Genomic DNA, 23,182 nt, shown 5'->3' with positions numbered 1-23,182 from the left:
AGGATGGTCTAGGCTTAATAAAATACTTTGTGCTGCAAGAGATCGAGCGCCTGCTCGATCTCTTTGCGTTCTGCAGCCGTTATACCCGCAATACGCTGCTCGAACCGGACGGCGATCTGCTGGAAGGCTTCGTTCATCAGCGCTTCGCCTGCGGCAGAGAGCGTGATACCCTGCTTGCGGCGGTCATCCGGGTCGGTGATCCGGGTACAGACGCCTTTTTCGCTGAGCTTTTTCACTTCACGGCTCGTATTGGGCATCGACATCTGCATACAATCACTGACCTCGCTGAGTGTTACCGGCTGGCTGACGGCGATGTATTCGAGAATTTTATATTGCAGCGGCGTTAAGGCCTCTGATTTCACATCTTTGGTTATATCGTTTGTTATTTGATGGACGGCAGCACTGAAGGCTACGAATTTCTGGAACAGCTGGTTGTTGTCCATAAGATCACCTCAGAGGAAAACATACCAAATTAATTATCAAAAAACAATTATCATTTGACAACTAAATTAAAACTATGCTATCTTTTTGTTATCAAATGATAACTAAAGGGGAATACACTGATGAACACACTCGTTATTTATACACATCCGAACCACCGCAGTCTCAGCTATGCTTTTCTGCAGGAAGTGCTGCGCGGCAGCAAGGAGAATACGAAGATTAACGAAGTCAAAGTGCTTGATTTGTATGAGGCCGGCTTTGATCCGGTGCTGGTGTTTAATGAGAATAAACGCAGACGCGATATGTACCGTGATCCGGAGCTTGAGGAATACAGGGAACAGCTGCTGTGGGCCGATCAGGTTGTGCTGGTCTATCCGATCTGGTGGGGAAGACCGCCGGCGATGCTGATGGGGTACATTGACCGCATGTTCGCTTCAGGCTTCGCATACCGCGATAAGGGCGGACTTCTGCCGGAAGGGCTGCTCAAGGGGAAGAGCGTTATCTGCATCTCCAGCATGAAGGGGCCGGCCCACTATCCGCTGCTGTGGCTGAATAACTCCCACAAGGCGCTGATGCGCAAAGCCCTGTTTAATTTTGTGGGCATCCGCAAGGTGAAGTTCTTCGAGTTCGGTAGCATGGAGAGTCCGAAGGGCAAGCAGAGCCGTAAGCTGGAGCAGATTTACCGCTATTTCAAGACGGTAGGCTGAATCGGGTCCCGTCTATAATTCCTTGTCCGCAGCTGCACCTGACTCAGAGTGCTGCTCTACAACCCAGTCGATGATTTCGCGGGCGATGCTGACCGGCGGCGGAATAACGGGTAATTGATCTGTAGGGAACCATGCGGCATGATCAAGCTCTTCGCCGTCGACCGTTATTTCTCCGCTCTCATACTCTGCAAGGAAGCCGACCATCAGAGAATTAGGAAAAGGCCACTGCTGGCTGCCGAAATAGGTTATATTCTTGACCTTCAGGCCGACCTCTTCCATAGTCTCACGCCGCACACAATCCTCCAGGGTCTCACCCGGCTCGACAAAGCCGGCAATCAGCCCGTACATCCCATTCTGGAAATGCGGAGCATGGGCGAGCAGAAGCTGATTATCTTTCAGGATTGCTGTAATGACGGCAGGCGCAAGCTGCGGGTAACTAACCAGCCCGCACTGCGGGCAGATCCGGGACCGTTCCGTCAGAGAGTGGGCGGTCTCGGTTCCGCAACGTCCGCAGAACCGGTGATTGCCGTCCCAGACCAGCAGCTGCAGCGCTTTGCCGGCAAGATGGAACAGGTCTTCCTCCAGCACCCCATATAAGGAGCGCAGCGGACGGAAAGCGAGGCCCGGCAGTTCGGGAGCTTCCGCGCTTACTTCTGAGGCATAGCAGGGGAGACCCGCGAAGGTGCCTAGGTAGAGTATGCGCAGCGACCTGACCGCCAGCTCTTCAAGGGAGCGGGCCATAGGGATGCCGGGAGCAGAGGGCGGCTCCGTAACGAGCAGCTTGCCGGATTGGAAGATGAGCTGGCAGGCCTCACCATTGAATTCAGACTCCGGAGTCAATCCCGGAACATAGCGTGTATAGATGCTTTCTCTCTGTTTCTCCATTATGCAGAACCTTTCTGAAAGGGAATTTGTCTATTAAGAATAGCATGATAAGGGAATGCTAACCATTCAGCGTTATGCACATTCCATACCTGTCATCAGCTGATGAAACAATTCATTTGACATTCCGTCAACATGTAACTACAATAGTTACAGGAGAGTAAATCACCTATGTTTACGGGAAATAACAACTGCTATTCAAATAAAAGATACTCATAATGGAGGAATTGAAATGAAAATCGCATTAACAGGAGCAACGGGTCAATTTGGTTCCATCGCAGCAGAGACATTACTCAAGACCGTACCGGCTGAGAATATTGTAGCCAGTGTCAGAAATCCGGAGAAGGCAGCTGAGCTGCAAGCACGCGGAGTCGATGTCCGTCATGGCGATTTTGATCAGCCGGAGACTCTGGATGCAGCCTTTGCCGGAGTAGAGCGTCTGCTGATTGTCTCGGCAGACGGTGACAATGATACACGTATCCGCCAGCATAAGGCCGCTGTGGATGCCGCTGTCCGTGCGGGTGTAGGCTTCATCGTCTATACCAGCGTAGGCGATGCCGATAACAGCTCCCTGTTCCTGGCACCGGTACACCGTGCTACCGAAGAGTTCATCCGCGAATCCGGCATTCCGTATGCCTTCCTGCGCAATAACTGGTATCTGGAGAATGAAGCTGGCTCCATTCAGGCAGTCCAAGCCGGCGCTCCTTGGCTGACCTCAGCAGAAGACGGCAAGGTCGGCTGGGCCACACGCAGCGATTATGCCCAGGCGGCTGCCGCGGTTCTGGCCGGTGAAGGCCGTGAGAATGTCATCTACGAATTGTCCGGCACACCGCTCACCCAGGCAGAGCTGGCAGCCGTGGTTGGTGAGGTACTGGGGCAAGAGGTTAACGTACAGCAAGTAGATGACGCTACTTATGCGAAGATCATGGCCGGTGCAGGTGTACCGGAAGCTGCGCTGCCGATTGTAGTTGCCATCCAAGGCGCGATCCGCGACGGTGCACTGAATATCGAGAGCGGTGACCTGGAGAAGCTGCTGAACCGTCCGCTTACACCGCTTAGTGAAGGTGTACGCCAGCTTTTGGCCTAATTTCCTATCCCGGCATAGCGTCCTATGATGCCTACTTTCAAAGTATCCCCACTTGCTAAATCTAGCGTGTGGGGATTTTTATTGATCTATGGGTGATCCATACCTGAACCGTCCGCGTAACACTCATAACACTAACCTAAGGAGTGAAGCGAGATGACAATGAAGAAATGGATCATTCCCATGTTAAGCATGACCTTGTTGATGCCGACAATGGCGGGTGCAAGCCGATCATTCCATTACGCTGACTAAAAGGTTGTAAGGTAAGGCAATTCGTCCATCTGCCTACCCGTAAAATTACCCGCAAGCAGGCGCCGCTTAGGTGTTACGCTTGCGGTTTTTTTCGTGCGAAATCCATTTTTTACATTGACAACCTGTCCAGGCAACTATATATTTATCGATAATGATTCTCATTATCGTATAAAGTTGCACAATATTTTTTGGGATGAGGGGTCACTCCGCCGTTTAGTCAGCAGCAAAACAAAAAAATACATTATAAGATAAGGAAGGGTCCACGCATGAACACAACAAGAAAGTTCTCTTTGAAAACATTATTAATTCCATTTGCACTAACTATAGCGCTGGTTGGATGCTCAAATCAGGAGTCTAATTCAGCCGCTTCACCATCTCCGGCTGCAACTGCTGCGGCATCTACTGAAGCGGCTGCTACAGAAGCACCAGCCTCCCAGGATGCTACGCAGTATCCGATTACCATCAAGCACGCGCTTGGCGAAGCTGTACTTGAGAGCAAGCCTGAACGCGTAGTGACCATTCAATGGGCGAACCATGATGTGGCTCTCGCGCTTGGCGTTGTACCTGTAGGCTTCTCGGCAGCGAACTTCGGCGTTCAGGATGACAGCGGACTGTTGCCCTGGACAGCAGATAAGCTGAAGGAGCTTAATGTAACTGATCCGAATGTGTTCCAGGATACCGACGGTCTTGATTTCGAGGCCATCTCGGATGCAGACCCGGATGTCATTCTGGCCGCATACTCCGGAATTACACAGGAAGACTATGATACGCTTAGCCAGATCGCTCCGGTAGTCGCTTATCCGACGGCTCCTTGGGCAACCACCTGGCGCGAGCAGGTCCTGTTAAATGCAGAAGGGATGGGCATGAAGGCAGAAGGGGAGCTGCTGATCAAGGACACCGAAGTCCTGGTTAACGAAAAGGCGGGCAAATATCCGCAGATTAACGGTAAAAAAGTGGTTTGGGTTAACTTCTCCGCTGAGGATCTGTCCAAACTGCATATTTATACGCCTGTGGATTCCCGTGTCTCGTTCCTGTATGAGCTTGGAATGGTGTACCCGGAAAGTATTACCTCCCAGATCACTGACCCTACCAGCTACTCTTTGAGCTTAAGCGCAGAGAATGTGGAAGCCCTGTACGATGCTGATCTTATCGTTGGTTATGGGAATGACGAATTGCTCAAGACACTTCAGGAGGATTCGCTGCTGGGCAAAATCCCTGCCATTGAAAGAGGTTCGGTTGCCTTCATCGACAGTGATACACCGCTGGTAGCAGCTGGTACGCCTAACCCGCTGTCCATTGCATACACGATTGATGAATACCTTGCCTTAATTGGAGGAGCTATTGATAAAATAAATGAATAGTTCACCGCTTTCGGACGATAAACAGCTAAAATTGCATATCCCGAAGAACTTTACCCTGGTGCTGATGAGTTGCCTGGTATTGCTTGTCTTATGCGTGATAGCCTCCCTTGTACTGGGAGCGCGTCACGTGGGGTGGAATGAACTGATCGATGGTTTATTTCATCCGGAGGTGGACAGCTACGGGGCAAACGTAGTCCGCAAGCGGATTTCCCGGACGGTATTCAGTTTAATGTGCGGCGGGGCACTCGGAGTATCGGGAGCACTGATGCAGGCGGTTACCCGCAATCCGATTGCCGACCCGAGCATACTGGGAGTGAACACGGGAGCATCCTTGTTTGTGGTTTGCGGAATTGCGTTCTTGAACATAAGCTCCGCGAACCAATATATATGGTTAGCTCTGGCCGGAGCTGCGATTACTGCTGTATTCGTATTCGGAATCGGCTCAATGGGACGTGGCGGAGCCACGCCCATTAAGCTCATTCTGGCGGGTGCTGCCATAAGCGCTGCCTTATCTTCTCTGGTCACAGCCATCATGATTCCGCGTTCTTATGTTATGGACCAGTTCCGGTTCTGGCAGGTGGGGAGCGTCGGCTCGGGAACCTGGAGCAGCATTACGACCTTTATCCCGTTCCTGCTCGCCGGTATGCTGATCGCGTTCATTACGGCTCCGGCCCTGAATGCGCTGGCACTGGGCGATGATGTGGCGACGGGTCTGGGTGTGCGGACAGGCACACTGCGGCTCATTGCGGCGCTTGCAGGTGTTCTGTTATGCGGTGCCGTTACCGCCCTGGCCGGGCCGATCGGCTTCATCGGCTTGTTATCAACTCACGTCATACGTCTTATCCTTGGATCAGACCTGCGTTTCGTTATCCCTATGTCAGCGGTTACCGGAGCCATTATTCTGACGATATCGGATGTAGGCGGCAGGCTTATTGGAAGCCCCGGGGAGCTTGAAGTCGGTGTAGTTACAGCGTTTGTAGGGGCGCCGATCTTAATTCTATTAGCGATGAAATCGAAAGTGCGGTCATTATGACAAATCAGGCGATTGAATATATTATTGCAGGCAGACGCCGCAGACACCGCCGGGGCATACTGGTGACCAGCCTCCTCGCAGTCCTTGCACTTATTCTGTGCTGCGCGATGCTTCTGCTCGGGAATACGATCTATCCGGTGACAGATGTCATCCGGGCGCTCTCCGGAGAGGAGCTCAAGGGAGTCTCTTTCGCGGTGAATATTATCCGGCTGCCGCGGATGCTGGCGGGACTGTTCGCCGGATTTGCCTTTGGCATAGCGGGATACACCTTCCAGACGATGCTGCGTAACCCGCTTGCGAACCCGAATGTGATTGGCATTACGTCCGGCTCAAGCGCGGCGGCGGTGTACTGCATCGTCATACTTCAGGCAAGCGGAGCGGTTATCTCCCTTGCTTCGGTAATTGCCGGTCTGGCCACGGTGCTGCTGATTTATGTACTATCCAGAGGGAAGACCTTCTCCATCGGGCGGTTAATCCTGATCGGGATCGGCTTGCAGGCTATGCTGGATGCTGTAATCTCCTATCTGCTGCTGATTAGCTCCGAGAAAGATGTTCCCTCAGCCATCAGATGGCTGACCGGCAGTCTCAACGGCTCACAAATGCGCGAGCTTCCGCCGCTGGTGATCATCGTAATCATCTGTACGCCAATCATCATCCTGCTGGGCAAGCATCTGAGTATACTTGAGCTTGGAGAACAATCGGCCACCTCGCTCGGCGTAAGCACAGATAAGACAAGAATTGCGCTGATTGTCAGTTCTGTCTGTATGGTTGCGATTGCTACGGCTACTACAGGACCGATTGCCTTTGTCTCCTTCCTGTCGGGGCCGATCGCGAAGAGACTCGTTGGAACAGGTGCCTCGAATATCCTTCCGGCGGGTCTTGTCGGAGTTAATTTGGTTCTGGCGTCCGATCTGATCGGACAATTTGCTTTTGAGTACAGATTCCCTGTAGGCATCATTACCGGATTACTCGGAGCGCCATATCTGATCTTCCTGTTAATCCGGATGAATCGAAAGGGAGAGTTATAATGAACAAGACACATCATTTCGGGGCCGAGCAGCTCGTAGCGGGCTATGAGAATAAGACGGTTATCCACGGTGTAGACCTGGTGATTCCTGATCATAAAATCAGTGTAATTATCGGCTCGAACGGCTGCGGCAAGTCCACGCTGCTCAAAACAATGGCCAGACTTATCAAGCCAACCTCGGGTAAGGTTACCCTCGACGGCAAGCCGATCTCCAAAATGCCCGCCAAACCATTGGCCCGCGTAATTGGGCTCCTGCCGCAGTCTCCGATTGTTCCGGAAGGAATCTCTGTCGCCGACTTGGTGGGACGGGGCAGATTTCCGCATCAGTCCCTGCTTGGCGGATGGTCCAGGAAGGATTATGAGGCTGTTGCCGAAGCGATGGAGATTATGAATATCACCGAATTTGCCAATCATAACATCGATGAGCTCTCGGGCGGCCAGCAGCAGCGTGTCTGGATCGCCATGGCGCTGGCCCAGCAGACGGACATCCTGTTTCTCGATGAGCCGACGACCTTCCTGGATATTACCTATCAGGTCGAGATTCTCGATCTGCTCACCGATCTGAACCGCAAGCACGGAACGACGATTGTAATGGTGCTGCATGATATCAACCTGTCTGCGCGGTATGCCGACTATATTTTTGCGCTTCACACGGGTAAGCTTGTCGCTGCCGGTACGCCTGCAGAGGTGATTACAGGCACGCGGGTCAAAGAGATCTTCGGGCTGGATTGCACGGTAATCGCTGATCCGGTCTCGGGCTCTCCGCTGGTCGTACCCAGAGGACGGTATCATGATAGGCAGGCGAATGCTCTAAAGTAAGCACTGGCAGGCATCACATCCCTGGCAGGCCCCGTTTCATACCAAGCTGTCCGACCGGTCAAACCGGAGGACAGCTTTTTGTGTATCCTTCCCCTTGTAGCTATCAGACCGTTCCCTTATCATGAGAATGAAACAGGCAGCGGGAATTGAATCTGAACTATTGCAGGTGATCCTATCAAAATTTCCATCGAGCAAATCAGCAGGGAGCAAGAAGAGGAGATCCGCATCCGGTGCCATGAAGTCGATGAAGAGATCTCTGAAATCGTAAATAAGCTGAAGACAGAAACCCTGATCATCCTGGGATATCAGGAGGATCGGCTCAGCCGTATCAAGCTCAGTGATGTCTATTATTTTGAAGCCGTGGACGGCAAAGTATTTGTCTACAGCGAGAATCAGGTCCATGAAGTGAAGCAGAAGCTGTATGAGCTGGAGGAGCTATGCAGAGACAAGAACTGCTTCCGCGCCTCCAAATCCACGATTCTGAACATCGCCAAGATTGCCAGTGTGCGTCCGTCCCTCAGCGGCCGGTTCACAGCTTTGCTTGATAACGGGGAACGTGTAGTGATATCAAGACAGTATGTGCCGGCACTCAAACAAAGACTTGGATTATAGGGGGAGGGATCACAGCATGAAGTTATCTGATTTTGTCAAAGACATCATCCGCGATTTTCTGATCATCTTCGCATCCATCATGATTATCATTACAGTGCTGCGGCAGATTTATATCCCGGAGCTCGCATTTGACCTGATATCGATCTATACGATTATGGGCTTTTCCCTGCTTGGGGCATTAACGGGAATCATCTGGTACACTCCACATGAGATAAGCGAGCGGGCCATGCGTGTTAGAATCGTTGTTCATTTTCTCACCCTGGAGATTCTGTTGATCTCCCTTGCCAGCCTGATCGGAGTTGTGACTGGTGTGCCCGGCGCACTCCTTCTTGCACTCCAAATTGCCGTGGTATATGCCGTAGTCCGGGTGCTGTCCTATGGGAAGGATAAGAAGGAAGCAGAGCAAATTAACGAGAGACTTAAGGCTGTTAAGCAAGAAATTCACGATTAATCCCGAAGCCAGTGCCCCACTTTGTGGGGTTATTCTGCATCTTATTGCCCTGTAGCTACAGCTTACCGTAAATCTATATACACCCTTTTCGCAGTTTTTTATGATGAGGTCATAACTTAACTGGAAGAGGAGAATCCCCCTATGCACAGCCTTGGCAAGCTCAAAAGCTGGATTAGAATTACCCTGTTTATCGTATTCGTTATTCTGACACTGTCCCCTGTTATCGATTGGAGCTTCAGCTGGGTACTGCTGGCAGCACTGCTGTTCATTTTTGCGCTGAAGGGTTCAATTGATCTTATCCGAAGTAAGGCGAAGCCCCGTACGCCCAAACGTTCATCCAGGGTGTGGAAAATCATTATAACCGCTGTGGCACTGCTAATCGCACTTATACCGCCCATTCTATTCCCGCAGTACCGGGCACCTGAAGTGACCGGGGAATATGAGGTCAGAACGGCTGTTTACACGTATACTGACCCTAACCGGATTGAAGAATTTACGGATACCGGGGAGAACCGGTTTGTGAATGTGGAATTCTGGTATCCGGGCAATGCCGGGGGTACCTATCCGCTGGTGGTCTTTTCTCATGGGGCATACGGAATCAGGGAAAGCAACACTTCAACGTTTACGGAGCTGGCCAGTCACGGCTATGTAGTAGTTTCTATCGATCATCCTTACCATTCCTTTTATACACAGAGCGTGGACGGGAAGATCACTATGGTTAATGCAGATTATCTGCGGGAGCATAACGATTCCAACAAAGATGGCATCTACACGATGGAAGAGCTGTACGGACTTACGCAAAAATGGATGAAGCTGCGGACCGGGGATATGAATTTGGTGATCGATACGATCCTGGAGAAGGCAGTAAGTGACCAGGACCCCGTATATCAGCTGATCGACACTGAGCAAATTGGCGTGTTCGGCCACTCCATGGGCGGTGCGGCAAGCGTGGCGCTCGGCCGGGAGCGCAGCGATGTGGATGCTGTGGTGAATCTCGATGCCCCGTTCTTCAGCGAGCTTGTGTATGACCCTGAGATGAATGAGTTGGCGGCAAAAAATGAACCTTATCACGTACCGCTGCTGAACATTTATACGGACGATGTATGGAAACAGCTCGGGAGGAACTCGGCTTACGCGGCGAATGAGACCGATAATCCAAACTTTAAGGATGCGTATACCGTTCATTTTCAAGGCGCCAAGCACTTAAGCCTGACCGATCTTCCGCTGTTCTCGCCTATCCTTGCGAATAAGCTGCAGCGCGGGCAAGCAGATATTGATAAGTATTACTGCATAGAGACGATGAATGCGCTGATTCTGCAGTTTTTTGACTATACGTTAAAAGGTACCGGCCGCTTTGAGCCGCAGGCGGTGTATTGATAGCAATGCAGCGGCGGCTATAAGGTGATCCCCGGGAACATGGTCCGTTGCTCCACCTCGGTGAATCCCAAGGATCTGTATAGCCCGGCTGCGCGGGTATTTAATTCCCAGACCTCAAGCCGGGCTATGTTCAAATCGTAAGCTAAGAAATATCTGAATATAGTTTGCTGAACCTGGAGGTACATCCGGGAAAAGAATTCGTATTCTTTTCAATGCAGAAGCGGCTTCGCGATGGCGATCAGTGCTTCTTTGCTTAAGAATTGTCCGCTCATCTCATCAATCTGGTACTGATAGGTGTCCCTACTTCCCGGAACCGCGGCTGACCACGTTAGGCTATTGCCGCCTTTATACTTGGTGAAGATCATTTCAGTACCGTTGACGACTGCTTTTTCTGCGGTGAAATCCACTTGTTCATCTACATAAGCCGTGAATTCGCCTTCGCTTCTTGTTGTTGTCACCTTAATTTCCTGTTCTCCCTGCTTATAGACCGCAGTTAAATGGAGGATTTGGTCCGACAGCTCTACCGGCATTATCCCGTAGTTTCTGCCCGCTGCCTCGGCCTGCTTGCGCAGCTGATCAGCTATAGCCTTTTCTTCGTCCGGGGTAGGCGGGTGGAGCAGGGTGACCGGTTTGAAGTAAGCGGTGGCTGTCTGGAATTCATAACCTCCCGGAAGCTTGTCGGCAACGGTCAAAGATTGAGCCGATAACTTATTACGGAGCGAAGACAGGTCGGTATAGACTAACGGTTTGTACTCCGTATCCAGCTTCCCGTCCGGGTTATGGTCCAAGACGTAGAAGATAGCAGCGGTACCCTTCTCAAGCAAAGCTTCGCCTAATTCATGGCTGAGGTTCAAGCGCTGCAGCTCTTCCTCCTCATAGGCAGGGAACGCCTTCGCGGGCTTGACCTGATATACGACCTCACCCTGCTTGTTCTTCAGCGAATGATATTGAACGGCTGCAAATCCGGTGGAAGCTGTGAGCAGCATGCCCGCAACCACCAATAGGTTAATTTTATGTTTCATCCAGAAGGCCCCCTTCACTTGATGTCCTGCGTATAACCTCTTCATCACTTCCCCGGATATATCCGGATGGGAAAATCGCGGGTTATGAAGAAGTTCCTTCAGCTCCTGATCCTTGTCCGTATCCATAATGCTTCACTCCTTTCGCCTGAGCGTAATACTTCCTGAATTTCTTGGCCGAACGTTCATATCGTTTGCGCAGCCGCGCGGTATTCTGGTGAAGCATCCGGCTGATTTCCTGATAGCTCAGCTCCTCCACGGTGCGCAGCAGCAGTAAGTTACGCTCCTCAGCCGTTAACATAGCCATCGCCTGCTGCACCGCAGCGTCCGGGTAATTAGCCTCCATATGCTGATCGACCGGCCGGTTCTCCTGGTCATCACGGTAGAACAGACTCAAGTATTTCGTCAGCTTGCGCTTGCGGATCACATCAATACACTGGTTATAGGCAATGGTGTACAGCCAGGCGCCGAAGGGGAGATTAGGATCATATTGTCCCAAAGAGCGGTATGCCTTCAGGAACACTTCCTGTCCGCAGTCCTCCGCCTCGTTATATTGGCCCAGCATATGATAGCAATAGAAGAAAATCGGCCGCTGATAAGCCTGCATAATGCCCTCGAATTTCTGGATATCCCCTGCCAGCACGGCTGAAATCCGTTCCTGCAGATCGGCGTTCTCCAAGCTTCTCACCCCCTTTATGCTCTGTACAACGAACCATCTGTTCATATTGTGACATTGCCGGCTAAATTTTTGAAAGAGATACGACAAATAACTCCCTAGCCTTTGCGGCTGGAATAAACGTCCCGGTTAGAGGATTCTATAGAAGCAGTATCGAACATGATATTTCGGTGCATGGATTGCAAGGTTTCCTGTCTCATCCTCCCCTATAATCAGACTTGAAAGGAGGGACCGGTATGGAGTGGCTGGACCGCATGAATAACGCAATGGAATATGTAGAAAAACATCTGGCTGATGTGATTGATTTCAATCAGGCGGCCAGGATTGCCTGCTGCTCAACGTACCATTTTCAGCGGATGTTCTCGTTCATAACTGATGTGCCGCTCTCAGAGTATATCAGGCGCAGAAGGATGACCCTTGCAGCCTTTGAACTGCAGCAAGGCGGAACCCGGATTATCGACATCGCTATGAAGTATGGTTACGAATCTCCCGAAGCCTTCTCCAGAGCGTTCAAAAAAATGCATGGTGTAATGCCAATGTCAGCGCGCGACAAGGGCGTCTCACTTAAGGCTTATCCCCGGTTATCCTTTCAACTTTCAATTCGGGGAGATGTAGAAGTGAACTATAAAATCGAAGAAAAACAAGCTGTTGAAATGTTTGGCGTATCTACTGTAATTAATGCCGATGGCGAGAATCCGTTTATTGAAATCCCTGCCTTTTGGACCCGGTGTATTGCTGGCGGAGATGTGGACCGGATTCGGGCTGCCGCAGGACTGGGGGAGAACGGCCAAATTCATGCGGTAATGTATAACAAGCAGGGTGAGAAATCTTCATACATGATCGGATATTTTGTACCCGAAAGCGGCTTGCCGGAAGGCTTCGAACAGCTGCAAATCCCTCCGCAAACCTACGCAATTTTCACGACCGGCGTTTATCCTGATGGTGAAAGCGATATTCATGATTTATGGAAGCGTATTTGGGGGGAATGGTTCCCGGGCTCGAATTATGAAGCCACAGAGGGTCCTGAGTTTGAAATGACGTATGACCGGGGCAATAACATGTATGAAATGGAAGTCTGGATTCCCGTTGTTAAAAAGTCCGCTTAATGATAGTTGTATTTTGTACAATTAAAAACAGCGAAAAGGGTTGCTTGCCTCTTATAACTGCAGTCTGTACAACTAAATCTGCCCTAAAGGGGATGACCAGGGTTAAAATGGCAGTTTAATTGTACGAAATACAACTAAACAGATAATCGGTTATAAATCAGAAGATTTAGTTGTACAAAGTGCAATTAAGCATACAGCATATACCGTAATAGGGTTACTCAAGCCCTCATATTTCTTGAACAATCTGCTGAAATAATGTGTATCTGAATAACCGATGCCAGATAGCTCCCAGTTTATCTATTCATTCATCCACGTGAACACTTAAGGTATTGCGCAGATGCTTAACATCGTTCATGGGAGGACGCCCGAACATGCGGACATACTCCCGGCTAAACTGGGAAGGACTCTCATAGCCCACGCGAAAGCCCGCGTCAGCGGCTTCTAATCCCTCTGACAGCAGCAAACGGCGTGCGTTCTGCAGCCGGATGGCCTTCTGATACTGCAGGGGGCTGATTGCTGTGACCTTTTTGAAATGCTTATGCAAGGAGGAAGGGCTCATATTGGCTCCCTTCGCCAATTCTTCAATCACAAGGGGCTTGGAGTAATCGCGGTTAATTAGATGTATAGCTTTGGAAATGTTATACGAATAGCTGCCGGCAATGGAGAATTGGCTGATGATAGCCCCTTGATCCCCTTTCATCACACGGTACAGAATCTCGCGGATCATCATCGGCGTGAGGAACTTAATATCCTCAGGGGTATCCAGAAGACGGACCAGGCGGACCAGCCCCTCCAGCAGCGGTGTATCGGATTGGCCCAGCAGGATACCGCGTTCTGTCTTTGCTTCCCGCTGCGGACCGCTGCTGTGGCTGATGTCCAGTATGACCTCCGGACGAATAGATAACTGCAGGCTCAGATAGGGAAGCTCCGGCGAGGCTTCCGTAATCATCCCGACTACAGGCAGATGCACCGGACTGACCATGTAGCTGCCCGGACTGCATATGTAAGTATCTCCCGCCAGCGAAGCTGTCTTGGAGCCTTGTACAATCACGTATAACGAAGGCGTATTGACCGAATGTCTCGGCTCGGACACCTGGCTTGCGCGTCTGAAGCATAGCTCCGGCACGGATGAAGCATGTGTTCCTTCTGAAGGCGCATGACGCTGAATAAGCAGAATCAGTTCTTGTAAATGGGCAGGGAGAGTAGAGAGGGAGGAGATGTCGTTCATGCTTCACTGCTCCTTTCCGCGAAGGTCTAATGGCTAATTATATCCGCACCGGAGAGGATTAGGCAAGAATCGGAGGCGATCTGTCTACCTGATTGGGCTGCTGTTTACTTACAATGAACAGGCAAGGCCATTAGACCGTAGAGAGAAGGATGCAGTATGAGCATTGGGAATAAAGTTGTCGTCATTACGGGTGCGAGCAGCGGGATTGGGGAAGCGGCAGCGCTGCTCCTTGCGGAGCGCGGGGCAAAGGTAGTGCTTGGAGCGCGCGGAGCGGACCGCCTGGCGGCGCTGGCGGCACGCATTGTGAACAATGGCGGCGAAGCCGTTTATGCAAGCACGGACGTGAGACAGCGGGAGGATCTAAGCAGACTCGTTGCACTTGCCTGTGAGCGGTACGGGAAGATAGATGTGCTCGTCAGCAATGCCGGAGTGATGCCTATTTCCCCGCTCGACGATCTGCGCGTCGAGGATTGGGAGGACATGATTGACGTTAATATCAAAGGTGTTCTGTATGGTATTGCCGCAGCGCTGCCGGTCTTCCGTGAGCAGGGCTACGGACATTTCGTGAACACCGCGTCTACAGCGGGACACAAGACGGTTCCTAACCAGTCCGTCTACTCCGGAACGAAGTTCGCCGTGCGCGCCATCTCGGAGGGGCTGCGCCAGGAGGCGGGCGACAAGCTGCGCGTCACCATCATTTCACCGGGTATCGTCAAGACCGGCTTCACGGAGAGTGTGACAGACCCGGCAGTGAGAGATCAGCTTGCCGCCGTCCGCGATAAGCTGGCGATGACACCGGATGCAGTAGCGCGTGCCATTGCCTACGCGATTGAACAGCCGGATGATATCGATGTGAACGAGATCGTGATCCGTCCTACTGCGCAAGTGTAACCTATTAGTCAGGACTGCCTGTGGCCCTCAAGCAGAGGAAGGCTGCAGCCGTATGTTCATCTATATTAGAAACCAGGACCGCTGCTTGCGTGCAGAGGTCCCGGGTTATTGTTGCAGAGATTTATTGTTGCAGCGAGTAGGTTAACGGTCTATTCCTGTATCACCTGGAGAGCCGGTATCAGCGCTGGTTATAATGCGCTCCCGATCAGCCCGTTAATCCCTTCCTCCAGCCCGGCGGTATCCTTATCCTCCAGCCATTCCTGCGGGACCAGAAGGTAATTGCCGGAGCTGCTCTTAAGATAGCTGTAGATGATCTGGGCCTCATCGATCTTATGGCGGCTCATTTCTTCTGTAGCCGCAATCAGGCTGCTGCTGCGGAAATGCTCCAATGCGGCAGAGGTAATCATCTTAGTAAGCTGTCCGCTGTCCAGCGCTTCAGTCGCCAGCCGGGTACGGTAGAGAATCACGCTGCCCTTGATGAGAATCAGCTTGTGGGACTGCTCGTCCACCGGCTCCAGCACGATAATATTCTTGTTCTCTCCGGTGAAGCCGATCACCTGCTCCTTGTGCAGCAGCGAGTGGACCGCCCCGAGGTAATCCCGGTACTTGGCAGCTGCTTCGAAATCAAACCGCAGCGCAGCCTCCTCCATCCGGGCTTCCAGTCCGCTTATGATTGAATTGCCGCCCCCGTTCAGCAGTGAAATGATCTGCCCGAGAATCTCCTCATACCGCTTCAGAGCCTCACCGCCCCCGCACATGCCGATGCATAAGCCTAGCGAATGGTTGAGACAGCGGGTAGTCCGGGAATGGGAACTGCTGCAGAGGATTCTCTGCGATTCCTTAATGCCCTGTACAGCCCGCTCCACGGTGCTGCGGCTGGTGTAAGGACCATAGGAGAGACTATTTGCCTGTGTGCTGGGCTCATAGCCGATTTCGATCTGCCGGTACGGCGCAGTGCCCACGATGGAAATATAGCTGTAGGCGAGCGGATTTTTCATTTTGCGGTTGTACATCGGCTTGATCTCTTTGATCAGCTGGCATTCCAGCATGAAGGCTTCGAATTCCGTATCGGTCAGCCTGTATTCGAGATCGCGGATATGCTTGACGAGCTGCTTCACCTTGGGCGAGTGTCCTTTGTTATTGTAGAAATAGGACTGGACCCGCTTCTTCAGCTGCTTCGCTTTGCCGACATAGATGATATGGCCCAGACTGTCCTTCATCAGATACACGCCAGGCGATAAAGGGAGGTCTGCTACCTTTTCTGTTAGATTCGCGGGCATGGCGGCCGCCTCCGTTCGTCACATTCTTCAGTACCTTTAAGTATAAACCATGCCGCCGTCACCGGCGACTGGAAAAGCTCCATTCCCTGCACTACAATGGGGATAAAAATGGCTAAGCGCCTATCCAGGAGGTAATAAATATGAAATTCCGGACAACCGTTATACTGGGCGGCAAGACGGCAACGGGAATACCGGTTCCTGACGGGGCGGTGGAAGAGCTCGGGACAAGCAAGAAGCCGGCGGTGAAGGTAACGATCGGGGAATATAGCTATTCCAGCACGGTGGCGACGATGGGCGGGCAGTTCATGATTCCGCTCAGTGCGGAGCACCGCAAGGGCGCCGGTGTCAGTGCCGGTGATGAGATCGAAGTCGAGCTTGCGCTGGATACCCAGCCGCGTGAAGTGGAAGTGCCGGCTGATCTGGCTGCGGAGCTGGAGCAGCATGCCGGAGCGAAGCAGTTCTGGGACGGATTATCCTACACGAACAAACGGCGGTTTGTCCTCTCGATTGAGGATGCCAAGACGGCAGAAACGCGGCAGCGGCGGCTCAATAAGACGATGGCGAGCCTGAGCGAAGGCAAGGCGCAGTAGCACCCGTGTGACATAATCCACAAAGTCTCCCGGCTAAACCCTCTATCATTGAATTGATGAAAGAATGGGATCAAGTAAGCTGGGGGGCTGCTGATGAAATATTCTATCGGTGAATTCGCGTCAATTCTAGGGGTGACGGCAGATACACTGCGCTTATATGAGAAACATGATATTGTCCGGCCGATGAAGGATCAGCATAACAATTACCGGTATTTCAATGATCTGGACGCGCGCAATTTACTGTCGAGCAGATGGTACCGGAGTATGCAGATTCCGCTTCAGGATGTGGCCGGTCTGATTAAAGACGCACCTTCCGAGCAAGTGGTGGAGTCGATAGCGGCTGCCGGAATGCAGCTGGAAGAAGAGATACGCCGCAGCACGCTGCTGCTGAATAAGATTCAGGAGATCCATGCCGAGCTTGGGGGGATCAGCGAATCCTTTTATACCTGCAAAATCAAGCAAGTGCCGGGTATGTACCGGATTCAGCAGACGAACAAGAACCATTTGCTGCAGAAGGATGGCCTCAAAAGAACCGTCCAGGCCTGGATGGAGCTGCTGCCGTTCACCTTCTATTCCTTCCGTATTGAGAATACAGAATGCATCTATGGAACCGAAGAGCTGGATTACAGCTGGGGGCTTGCCCTGCTGGAAGAGGATCAGCAGAAGCTTGAGGTCTGCCTGAATGACAGTGTGGAGTATCTGGAGCCGGCAACCTGCATCTCTGCAGTGATTGTCAGCACCTATGAGGAATACCTCGAACGGGAGTCCTTCGGATTCATGCTGGATTATGCGAAGGCGCAGAAGTATACGGTCAGCGGGGATATCAGCGGTAAAATCCTGTTTACAGAGCGCACGAACAGCTGCAACAAAACCTATCTGGAGATCAATATTCCGGCAAAACAAGCAGAAACGGAACCGCCCGCCTTTATACTTTGAGAAATATTTCACATATATTTCATTGACCTTGGTGCTGTACCAAGGTTTACACTCTGTGCGTAGTCAGCAGTTCTTATAGAGAAAGAAGCGGGGCTGCACTAACCACACAGGGGGAGAAATAATGCATAAGCAAGCAGTACGGCCGTTGTTAAAAGTAAGCGTATGTCTGATCCTGGTTCTGTCGCTCATCAGCGGCTGCAGCGGCAATAATTCAGCCGGACCGGCAGCATCGGAGCAGCCTTCAGCATCACCGGAGGCTACGCAGCCGGCGGATACAAGTGCGGTACCGGAAGCTTTTAAAGCGGGAACCTATAAAGCGGAAGCTGACGGCAAAGACGGCAAGATTCAGGTTGAGGTTACACTCGACGCCGAATCCGTAATCACGGATATCCAGGTGGTCAGCCAGAACGAAACGGCCGGCATCGGCGTGGAGGCCATTAATAAGATTAAGGAAGAGATTATTGACGGCCAGACCCTGGCCATAGATGCAGTCAGCGGTGCTTCGGAGTCGAGCACGGCGATCCTGACAGCCGTTGAAGATGCGGTGAAGCAGGCGGGCGGCAACGTGGAGGCTTTTAAATCGAGAGCCGTAGTGAAATCGGGAGAAGGCAAGACGGAGCAGCTGTCTGCGGATGTCGTTGTCGTGGGTGCAGGCGCATCCGGCGTATCTGCAGCAGTCTCTGCAGCCGATAAAGGCGCAAAGGTCATTCTTATTGAGAAAACAGCTACGATTGGCGGAGCAAGCAATCTGTCCTGGGCAGGTAAGTTCTACAACTCTTCAGCCGCTGTCAGCAGCGGACTTAAAGTGGAAGTAGAGAAGGAGATTGGCGACTGGATCGTTAATAATCACTGGAGAGTAGACGCAGCGGCAATCCGCCAGTACGTGACCAAGTCGGGTGAAACCTATGACTGGCTGACTGGCAAGGGCTACACCACTACCTTCCTTAACTTTGGCGGAGAACAGCTGCATATGTTACCGGCCTATGACACCCGCCAGGATCTGCTGAAGGCGATGCTTGCAGAATCCGTGGAAAAGGGCGGCGGACAGGTAATCACCGAAACAACAGCCCAGAAGCTGATTACAGGCAGCAATGGTGAGGTTACCGGAGTGGTTGCCGGGAAGGCGGATGGAACTGTGCTTGAGATCACCGGCAAAAGCATTGTCATGGCTACCGGCGGTTATGCCGGCAATAAAGAGATGGTCAAGGAAGCCTTCGGCTTCGAAGGCGTCAATGGCGGACTTGGACAGAATATCGGCGAAGGGCTGCAAATGTCCTGGGATATTGGGGCGAAGGTTCCCGATAACTTCGGGGGACAAATGCTTCACCAGACCTTGGCCAGAGCAACGGACAAGCTGAAGGCGGAGTATGAGCCGTTCGAAGCCAGCTATCCGCTGATGCTCTCCTACCTGCCAACGCTGATGAATGTCGGCCCTTCCGGTGCGAGATTCCGAGATGAAGCGGCAACACTTACCGCAGTAGCAGCGGCGAACACGAGTGCTTTTAACGGAGCCTATCATCTGGTCATCCTCTCGCAGGCGCAGATTGATGCCCTCAAGGCCAAGGGGATGAATGGCTTGAAGGCACCCGGACTGCCGGGAATGCCGCCGGAATTCTATGCTTCTTTTGCCGATAAATTCACGCTGGACCAGCCCTGGAAGGATGCGGATAAAGTATTCGAGTCCATGGTTGCCAACGGTGACGGCTTCAAAGGCAGTACCCTGGAGGAGCTGGCGAAGAATGCGGGTATGGACGTTGCGGTATTCGCTGCTGACTTTAAGCTGTATCAGGAAGCGGCGAAGACCGGCATCGATACCGAGTTCGGCAAAAAGAAGGAATATCTGCTTCCGATGGGTGAGAGCGGCCCGTATTATGCAATTATTTCCGAGATCAACAATCTCTGCTCGGTGGGCGGCCTGCTTGTAAATACCAAGTTCCAGGTGCTGAATGACAAGCGTGTGCCCATCAAGGGACTATATGCCGTGGGCGTGGAGTCCGAAGGCGTACTCTTTAACGATACTTATGTAGGGAATGGCGTCGGACTGGGGTATTCCTTCACCTCCGGGCGGCTTGGCGGCGAGGATGCGGCGGCGGGCGCACTGGGCACAGAATAGAACAGTTTAAGCAATCTCCTTCTTTTCACCGATAAAGAGTTGTCCTGAACTTTTATCGAGAAGAGGAATGTTCGATGTATATTCCCATATCCCGGATTCAAGCCGCTTCGCTGACCCGTTCACCGCATCAGGAGGCCCATGCTTCGGCAGAGTCGTCTGTTCTTAGTTTTTCGGAGACTTTGGCAGCTGTTGCTGCGGCCATTGAAGATCAGGCACGCAGAATCAGGAAGAAATACGGCCTGTCTGTTCGGATCACAGCGGTGTCCAAGGACGGGAGCAAGGGTGCGGACAGTGCCGGCAAGGGAGCCCGGGATGATGTGCGGGAGATTGTGATTGCCCCGAATATCCTGCAGCAGATGAGCAAAGATCCGGTGACCTTAAGAAAAATATACGGCTACATCGATGAGTATGTCGCCAAAGATCACCTCTCTGCTGATCATAGCCTGATCATCTACAGGGATGGTACTTGTACCCTGTCCCTTACTGCCCCTTCACCGGAAAAAGCAGGGAAGAGCAGCGGGGGCCCTGCCGGTCAGCCTGGCCTGTGGAGCGGAAGCTCCACCCAGGACCGGCTGCAGCAGCTGGCCTTCATCCGGGCGCGGAGGGCAAACCGGCAGTCTTAATAGAGAAACACCTATATATTGATCTCAGAATCCGCGTTTTGCGTGGATTCCGGGGTCTTTTTTTATAAGGATGGCGCAGCCGTGCCCGGTTGTACGAACACCAGCCTATGCCCCTGCATAGCATATAGCACTGAGCTTGCTATAAGGAAGTGGAAAGGGGGCGCGCAGGATAATGGGTATCCAGCTTACGGCGATTCATTGGGTGTACTTAGTGTTTATTGTGTTCATTCTGGCCCTGCTGATCCGGCGGCGTGATACGACAATGATCTGCGTGACCGGGATTTTTGCGCTGGGTCTGCTGGCAACGGCTACACTCAGCGGATCGGTGTCGGGAATCTTCAACTCCTTCGTATATGCTACCAAAGAGCTGCTCGGCACCATTATGATTATCTCCATTATTGTGGCGATGAGCAGGATTCTGATTATTACAGGCATCAACGAGACGATGGTATCCCCGCTCACCCGGTTTCTGCGCACACCAGCGATGGCCTATTGGGGGATCGGGCTGATCATGATGGTGACCTCTTTCTTCTTCTGGCCTTCCCCTGCGGTGGCACTGGTCGGTGCAGTCCTGCTGCCTGTCGCTGTCCGGGTCGGCCTGCCTGCACTTGGTGCAGCGGTGGCAATGAATCTGTTCGGGCACGGGATCGCCCTCTCCGGCGACTATATTATCCAGGGAGCGCCGAAGCTGACTGCGGATGCTGCCGGTCTTCCGGTATCCAGCGTCATGCAGGCAAGTATTCCGCTGGTTATCGTGATGGGGGTTGTAACTACTGTCACTGCCTTCTGGATGATGCGCAGAGACCAGAAGAATGGAACGTGGAGAGACGGCCTGGTCACTGCCCAAGGCACAGCAGGGCCGTTGTCTGCAGCCGGGACGGGCGATGACGGGCCGGTACTCATGAGCGCCGGGCTTCGAAAAGCGCTGGCCATCGCCATCCCGCTGCTCTTCCTCCTGGATGTGATAGCCATGTTCATGCTGCACCTGCAGGGCGGTGATGCTACAGCTCTGGTCGGCGGAACCGCCGTGCTGATCCTGATTGTCGTTACCCTGCTGGCCCACCGCGGCCAAGGCCAGGGGCTGGAGAAAATCACGGCTTATCTCATTGAAGGATTCATATTCGGCTTCAAGGTCTTCGGACCGGTCATCCCGATCGCCGCCTTCTTCTATCTTGGCGACTCGGCCTTCACCGGGCTGTTCGGCCAGGTGCTGCCGGACGGCTCGCACGGCATCGTGAACGACCTGGGCGTTGCCCTGGCGGATCACGTGCCGCTTAATGGCGCCGTGGGAGCCGTGACGCTGACGGTGATCGGCGCGATCACCGGTCTCGACGGCTCCGGCTTCTCCGGCATCTCGCTGGCCGGCTCGATTGCCGGGCTGTTCGCCGCCGCGATCCATTCCGGCGCGGCGACCCTGACCGCCCTTGGGCAGGTAGCCGCCATCTGGGTCGGCGGCGGCACCCTGATCCCGTGGGCGCTCATTCCCGCCGCGGCGATCTGCGGCGTCAGCCCCTTCGAGCTGGCCCGGCGCAATCTGAAGCCGGTCCTGCTGGGTCTGGCGGCGATGACTCTAACCGCCATGTTTCTGGTGTAGCCGCCGCTCAAGGTTCGCGGCGGCTGCACGCAAAGCCCCGGATAATGCCGCCTGCCCGGGAGTCAAGCTCTCGCTGCTAATTTATGTTATAAGCCTCATATCACAGTCCGCCGCCGTATGCGCTTATGGACACCAGGGACGTTATTTAGGTAATCTCATATGTTCTGGCGGTGTTGTGGACACCAGCGCCGTTATTGAGTGCATCGGGAGTTGCTTGGCCCTCCTTATGCAGGAATAAGGTCCCTCCAGTCCGCATGGAGGGGAAAGTCAGCGTTACGAGGGTAATAACGTCTCTACGGTCCGTAAGGAAATGAACTGAGCTACAAGGGGACAATGAACGCTACCGGTTAAGCCAGGATTTCACTCACGATAAGTTGCCGTTACTGTTCAGCACAACCCTGCAAATATCAGCCCTAAGCTGACCGGCTGTCAGGATTCCTGCATAAGATTCACGCCCCCAATCCATCCTAGAGAAGAACAGAAACCGTGATTGAGGGGGAAGTATACTTATGAAGCATTACGAATCCAGTCTGCGGACGAACAGCACAGTGGATCAGGCGCAGGATTCTGTGACCAAGCTGCATAACGCTGTAACTCAGGCGTTAAGCCATCCGACGGAACAGATGAAGGGCCAGGCGGAGAATAGCCTGGAGCATGCGGAGGAAGCTGTTCGCCATGCTCCCGAAGGATCAGTCGGCGGACACGGTGTAGACTTGACTGAAGACAGGCTGGCCGAAGAGAAACGCAGACTCGCTTCACTGGACGAACCTGGCGGCAAGGCCCGTAGCTAAAGCCCGCAAGCCCGCAGCTAAAGCCAGAGCTAAAGCCTGAGCAATAGCCAGCGTGATCTGCACCGAGTCTGAAGCTGGCCTGAATTCGGCAGGCTATTAAGCACCTGCGTTACTGCTGCAACAGGCATTTCCGGATTTACTCCGGGAATGCCTGTTTGCTATTTATCTAATTAGGGGCCAGCTTATGCAAACTTGTGCAATCATTCGGAGTGAATAAGGTTATAAGGTATCAGGCACATCTATAATTTACGTGAACCGGATCAGGGAAAGGCTACGTAGTAATACCACT

Annotated in this window: 24 protein-coding genes; 17 read left to right on the top strand and 7 right to left on the bottom strand. The window is 52.6% G+C overall.

What is annotated here, in order from left to right; all coding sequences use genetic code 11:
• Positions 1–14 precede the first annotated feature (14 nt).
• The gene (locus tag QW71_RS06365; protein WP_039295016.1) at positions 15–443 is read right to left on the bottom strand and encodes a MarR family winged helix-turn-helix transcriptional regulator; all 429 of its coding nucleotides are present in this window, start codon (positions 441–443) and stop codon (positions 15–17) included.
• A 120-nt stretch (positions 444–563) separates the two neighbouring features.
• On the opposite strand from QW71_RS06365, the gene QW71_RS06360 reads away from it, so the two are divergent.
• Positions 564–1,148, top strand: coding sequence for an NAD(P)H-dependent oxidoreductase (locus QW71_RS06360; RefSeq protein ID WP_039295012.1), 585 nt, complete (start codon positions 564–566; stop codon positions 1,146–1,148).
• A gap of 12 nt (positions 1,149–1,160) precedes the next feature.
• Here the strand turns inward: QW71_RS06360 and nudC are convergent, their stop codons facing one another.
• Positions 1,161–2,033 carry an NAD(+) diphosphatase gene (gene nudC / locus QW71_RS06355; RefSeq protein ID WP_039295009.1) on the bottom strand — a complete coding sequence of 291 codons (873 nt, stop codon included), beginning with the start codon at positions 2,031–2,033 and terminating at the stop codon, positions 1,161–1,163.
• 229 nt (positions 2,034–2,262) lie between these two features.
• Between nudC and QW71_RS06350 the strand changes: the two genes are divergently transcribed.
• From QW71_RS06350 to QW71_RS06330, 5 genes are all read left to right on the top strand, one after another.
• Positions 2,263–3,117 (top strand): SDR family oxidoreductase, encoded by an 855-nt coding sequence (locus QW71_RS06350; RefSeq protein ID WP_039295007.1) that lies wholly within the window; start codon positions 2,263–2,265, stop codon positions 3,115–3,117.
• 515 nt (positions 3,118–3,632) lie between these two features.
• Complete coding sequence (locus QW71_RS06345; RefSeq protein ID WP_039295004.1) at positions 3,633–4,727, top strand: iron-siderophore ABC transporter substrate-binding protein; 1,095 nt, start codon at positions 3,633–3,635, stop codon at positions 4,725–4,727.
• On the top strand, positions 4,720–5,760 hold the full coding sequence (locus tag QW71_RS06340) for an iron ABC transporter permease (RefSeq protein ID WP_039295001.1): 1,041 nt from the start codon (positions 4,720–4,722) through the stop codon (positions 5,758–5,760). The genes QW71_RS06345 and QW71_RS06340 overlap by 8 nt, the downstream gene beginning before the upstream one ends.
• Complete coding sequence (locus QW71_RS06335) at positions 5,757–6,788, top strand: iron chelate uptake ABC transporter family permease subunit (RefSeq protein ID WP_039294998.1); 1,032 nt, start codon at positions 5,757–5,759, stop codon at positions 6,786–6,788. Before QW71_RS06340 ends, QW71_RS06335 begins: the two co-directional genes overlap by 4 nt.
• The gene (locus QW71_RS06330; protein ID WP_039294995.1) at positions 6,788–7,606 is read left to right on the top strand and encodes an ABC transporter ATP-binding protein; all 819 of its coding nucleotides are present in this window, start codon (positions 6,788–6,790) and stop codon (positions 7,604–7,606) included. Before QW71_RS06335 ends, QW71_RS06330 begins: the two co-directional genes overlap by 1 nt.
• Before the next feature lie 36 nt (positions 7,607–7,642).
• On the opposite strand, the gene QW71_RS41225 is transcribed toward QW71_RS06330, so the two are convergent.
• Positions 7,643–8,008 carry a hypothetical protein gene (locus QW71_RS41225; RefSeq protein ID WP_235441407.1) on the bottom strand — a complete coding sequence of 122 codons (366 nt, stop codon included), beginning with the start codon at positions 8,006–8,008 and terminating at the stop codon, positions 7,643–7,645.
• On the opposite strand from QW71_RS41225, the gene QW71_RS41220 reads away from it, so the two are divergent.
• The 3 genes from QW71_RS41220 (at position 7,967) to QW71_RS06315 (ending at position 10,046) form a co-directional block, all read left to right on the top strand.
• Complete coding sequence (locus QW71_RS41220; RefSeq protein WP_231575254.1) at positions 7,967–8,218, top strand: LytTR family DNA-binding domain-containing protein; 252 nt, start codon at positions 7,967–7,969, stop codon at positions 8,216–8,218. The genes QW71_RS41225 and QW71_RS41220 overlap by 42 nt on opposite strands.
• 16 nt (positions 8,219–8,234) lie before the next feature.
• Positions 8,235–8,669: a DUF3021 family protein gene (locus QW71_RS06320; protein WP_039294990.1), complete on the top strand. Its 435-nt coding sequence runs from the start codon at positions 8,235–8,237 to the stop codon at positions 8,667–8,669.
• A 141-nt stretch (positions 8,670–8,810) separates the two neighbouring features.
• Entirely contained in the window at positions 8,811–10,046 is a 1,236-nt protein-coding gene (locus QW71_RS06315; RefSeq protein WP_052769915.1) for a dienelactone hydrolase family protein, read from the top strand.
• Between the two features lie 209 nt (positions 10,047–10,255).
• Here the strand turns inward: QW71_RS06315 and QW71_RS06310 are convergent, their stop codons facing one another.
• Entirely contained in the window at positions 10,256–11,194 is a 939-nt protein-coding gene (locus tag QW71_RS06310) for a hypothetical protein (protein ID WP_039294987.1), read from the bottom strand.
• On the bottom strand, positions 11,151–11,753 hold the full coding sequence (locus QW71_RS06305; RefSeq protein ID WP_235441406.1) for an RNA polymerase sigma factor: 603 nt from the start codon (positions 11,751–11,753) through the stop codon (positions 11,151–11,153). The genes QW71_RS06310 and QW71_RS06305 overlap by 44 nt, the downstream gene beginning before the upstream one ends.
• A 224-nt stretch (positions 11,754–11,977) precedes the next feature.
• Between QW71_RS06305 and QW71_RS06300 the strand changes: the two genes are divergently transcribed.
• Positions 11,978–12,847 (top strand): AraC family transcriptional regulator, encoded by an 870-nt coding sequence (locus tag QW71_RS06300; protein ID WP_039294980.1) that lies wholly within the window; start codon positions 11,978–11,980, stop codon positions 12,845–12,847.
• Positions 12,848–13,148: 301 nt separating this feature from the next.
• Here QW71_RS06300 and QW71_RS06295 read toward each other — a convergent pair whose 3' ends face one another.
• A complete protein-coding gene (locus QW71_RS06295; protein ID WP_039294978.1) occupies positions 13,149–14,075 on the bottom strand; it encodes an AraC family transcriptional regulator in 927 nt (308 codons plus the stop codon).
• A 156-nt stretch (positions 14,076–14,231) separates the two neighbouring features.
• Between QW71_RS06295 and QW71_RS06290 the strand changes: the two genes are divergently transcribed.
• Positions 14,232–14,966: an SDR family oxidoreductase gene (locus tag QW71_RS06290; protein WP_039294974.1), complete on the top strand. Its 735-nt coding sequence runs from the start codon at positions 14,232–14,234 to the stop codon at positions 14,964–14,966.
• 188 nt (positions 14,967–15,154) lie between these two features.
• On the opposite strand, the gene QW71_RS06285 is transcribed toward QW71_RS06290, so the two are convergent.
• Entirely contained in the window at positions 15,155–16,246 is a 1,092-nt protein-coding gene (locus QW71_RS06285; protein ID WP_039294971.1) for a GIY-YIG nuclease family protein, read from the bottom strand.
• A 140-nt stretch (positions 16,247–16,386) separates the two neighbouring features.
• Here QW71_RS06285 and QW71_RS06280 point away from each other — a divergent pair, with 140 nt between their 5' ends.
• The 6 genes from QW71_RS06280 to QW71_RS06255 all read left to right on the top strand — a co-directional run bounded on the left by QW71_RS06280 (position 16,387) and on the right by QW71_RS06255 (position 22,893).
• Positions 16,387–16,836, top strand: coding sequence for a YdeI/OmpD-associated family protein (locus tag QW71_RS06280; RefSeq protein ID WP_039294968.1), 450 nt, complete (start codon positions 16,387–16,389; stop codon positions 16,834–16,836).
• Positions 16,837–16,929: 93 nt separating this feature from the next.
• On the top strand, positions 16,930–17,772 hold the full coding sequence (locus QW71_RS06275; protein ID WP_039294966.1) for a MerR family transcriptional regulator: 843 nt from the start codon (positions 16,930–16,932) through the stop codon (positions 17,770–17,772).
• A 121-nt stretch (positions 17,773–17,893) separates the two neighbouring features.
• On the top strand, positions 17,894–19,885 hold the full coding sequence (locus QW71_RS06270; RefSeq protein WP_039294963.1) for an FAD-binding protein: 1,992 nt from the start codon (positions 17,894–17,896) through the stop codon (positions 19,883–19,885).
• A 74-nt stretch (positions 19,886–19,959) separates the two neighbouring features.
• Positions 19,960–20,508 carry a hypothetical protein gene (locus tag QW71_RS06265; protein ID WP_039294961.1) on the top strand — a complete coding sequence of 183 codons (549 nt, stop codon included), beginning with the start codon at positions 19,960–19,962 and terminating at the stop codon, positions 20,506–20,508.
• A gap of 172 nt (positions 20,509–20,680) precedes the next feature.
• Positions 20,681–22,102: a hypothetical protein gene (locus QW71_RS06260; RefSeq protein WP_039294957.1), complete on the top strand. Its 1,422-nt coding sequence runs from the start codon at positions 20,681–20,683 to the stop codon at positions 22,100–22,102.
• Between the two features lie 509 nt (positions 22,103–22,611).
• A complete protein-coding gene (locus QW71_RS06255; protein WP_039294955.1) occupies positions 22,612–22,893 on the top strand; it encodes a hypothetical protein in 282 nt (93 codons plus the stop codon).
• Positions 22,894–23,182: the final 289 nt, after the last annotated feature.

It is taken from the genome of Paenibacillus sp. IHB B 3415 (assembly GCF_000802655.2).
Lineage (GTDB): Bacteria > Bacillota > Bacilli > Paenibacillales > Paenibacillaceae > Paenibacillus_AQ > Paenibacillus_AQ phytohabitans.
This window is presented reverse-complemented; position numbering and strand designations above follow the sequence as displayed.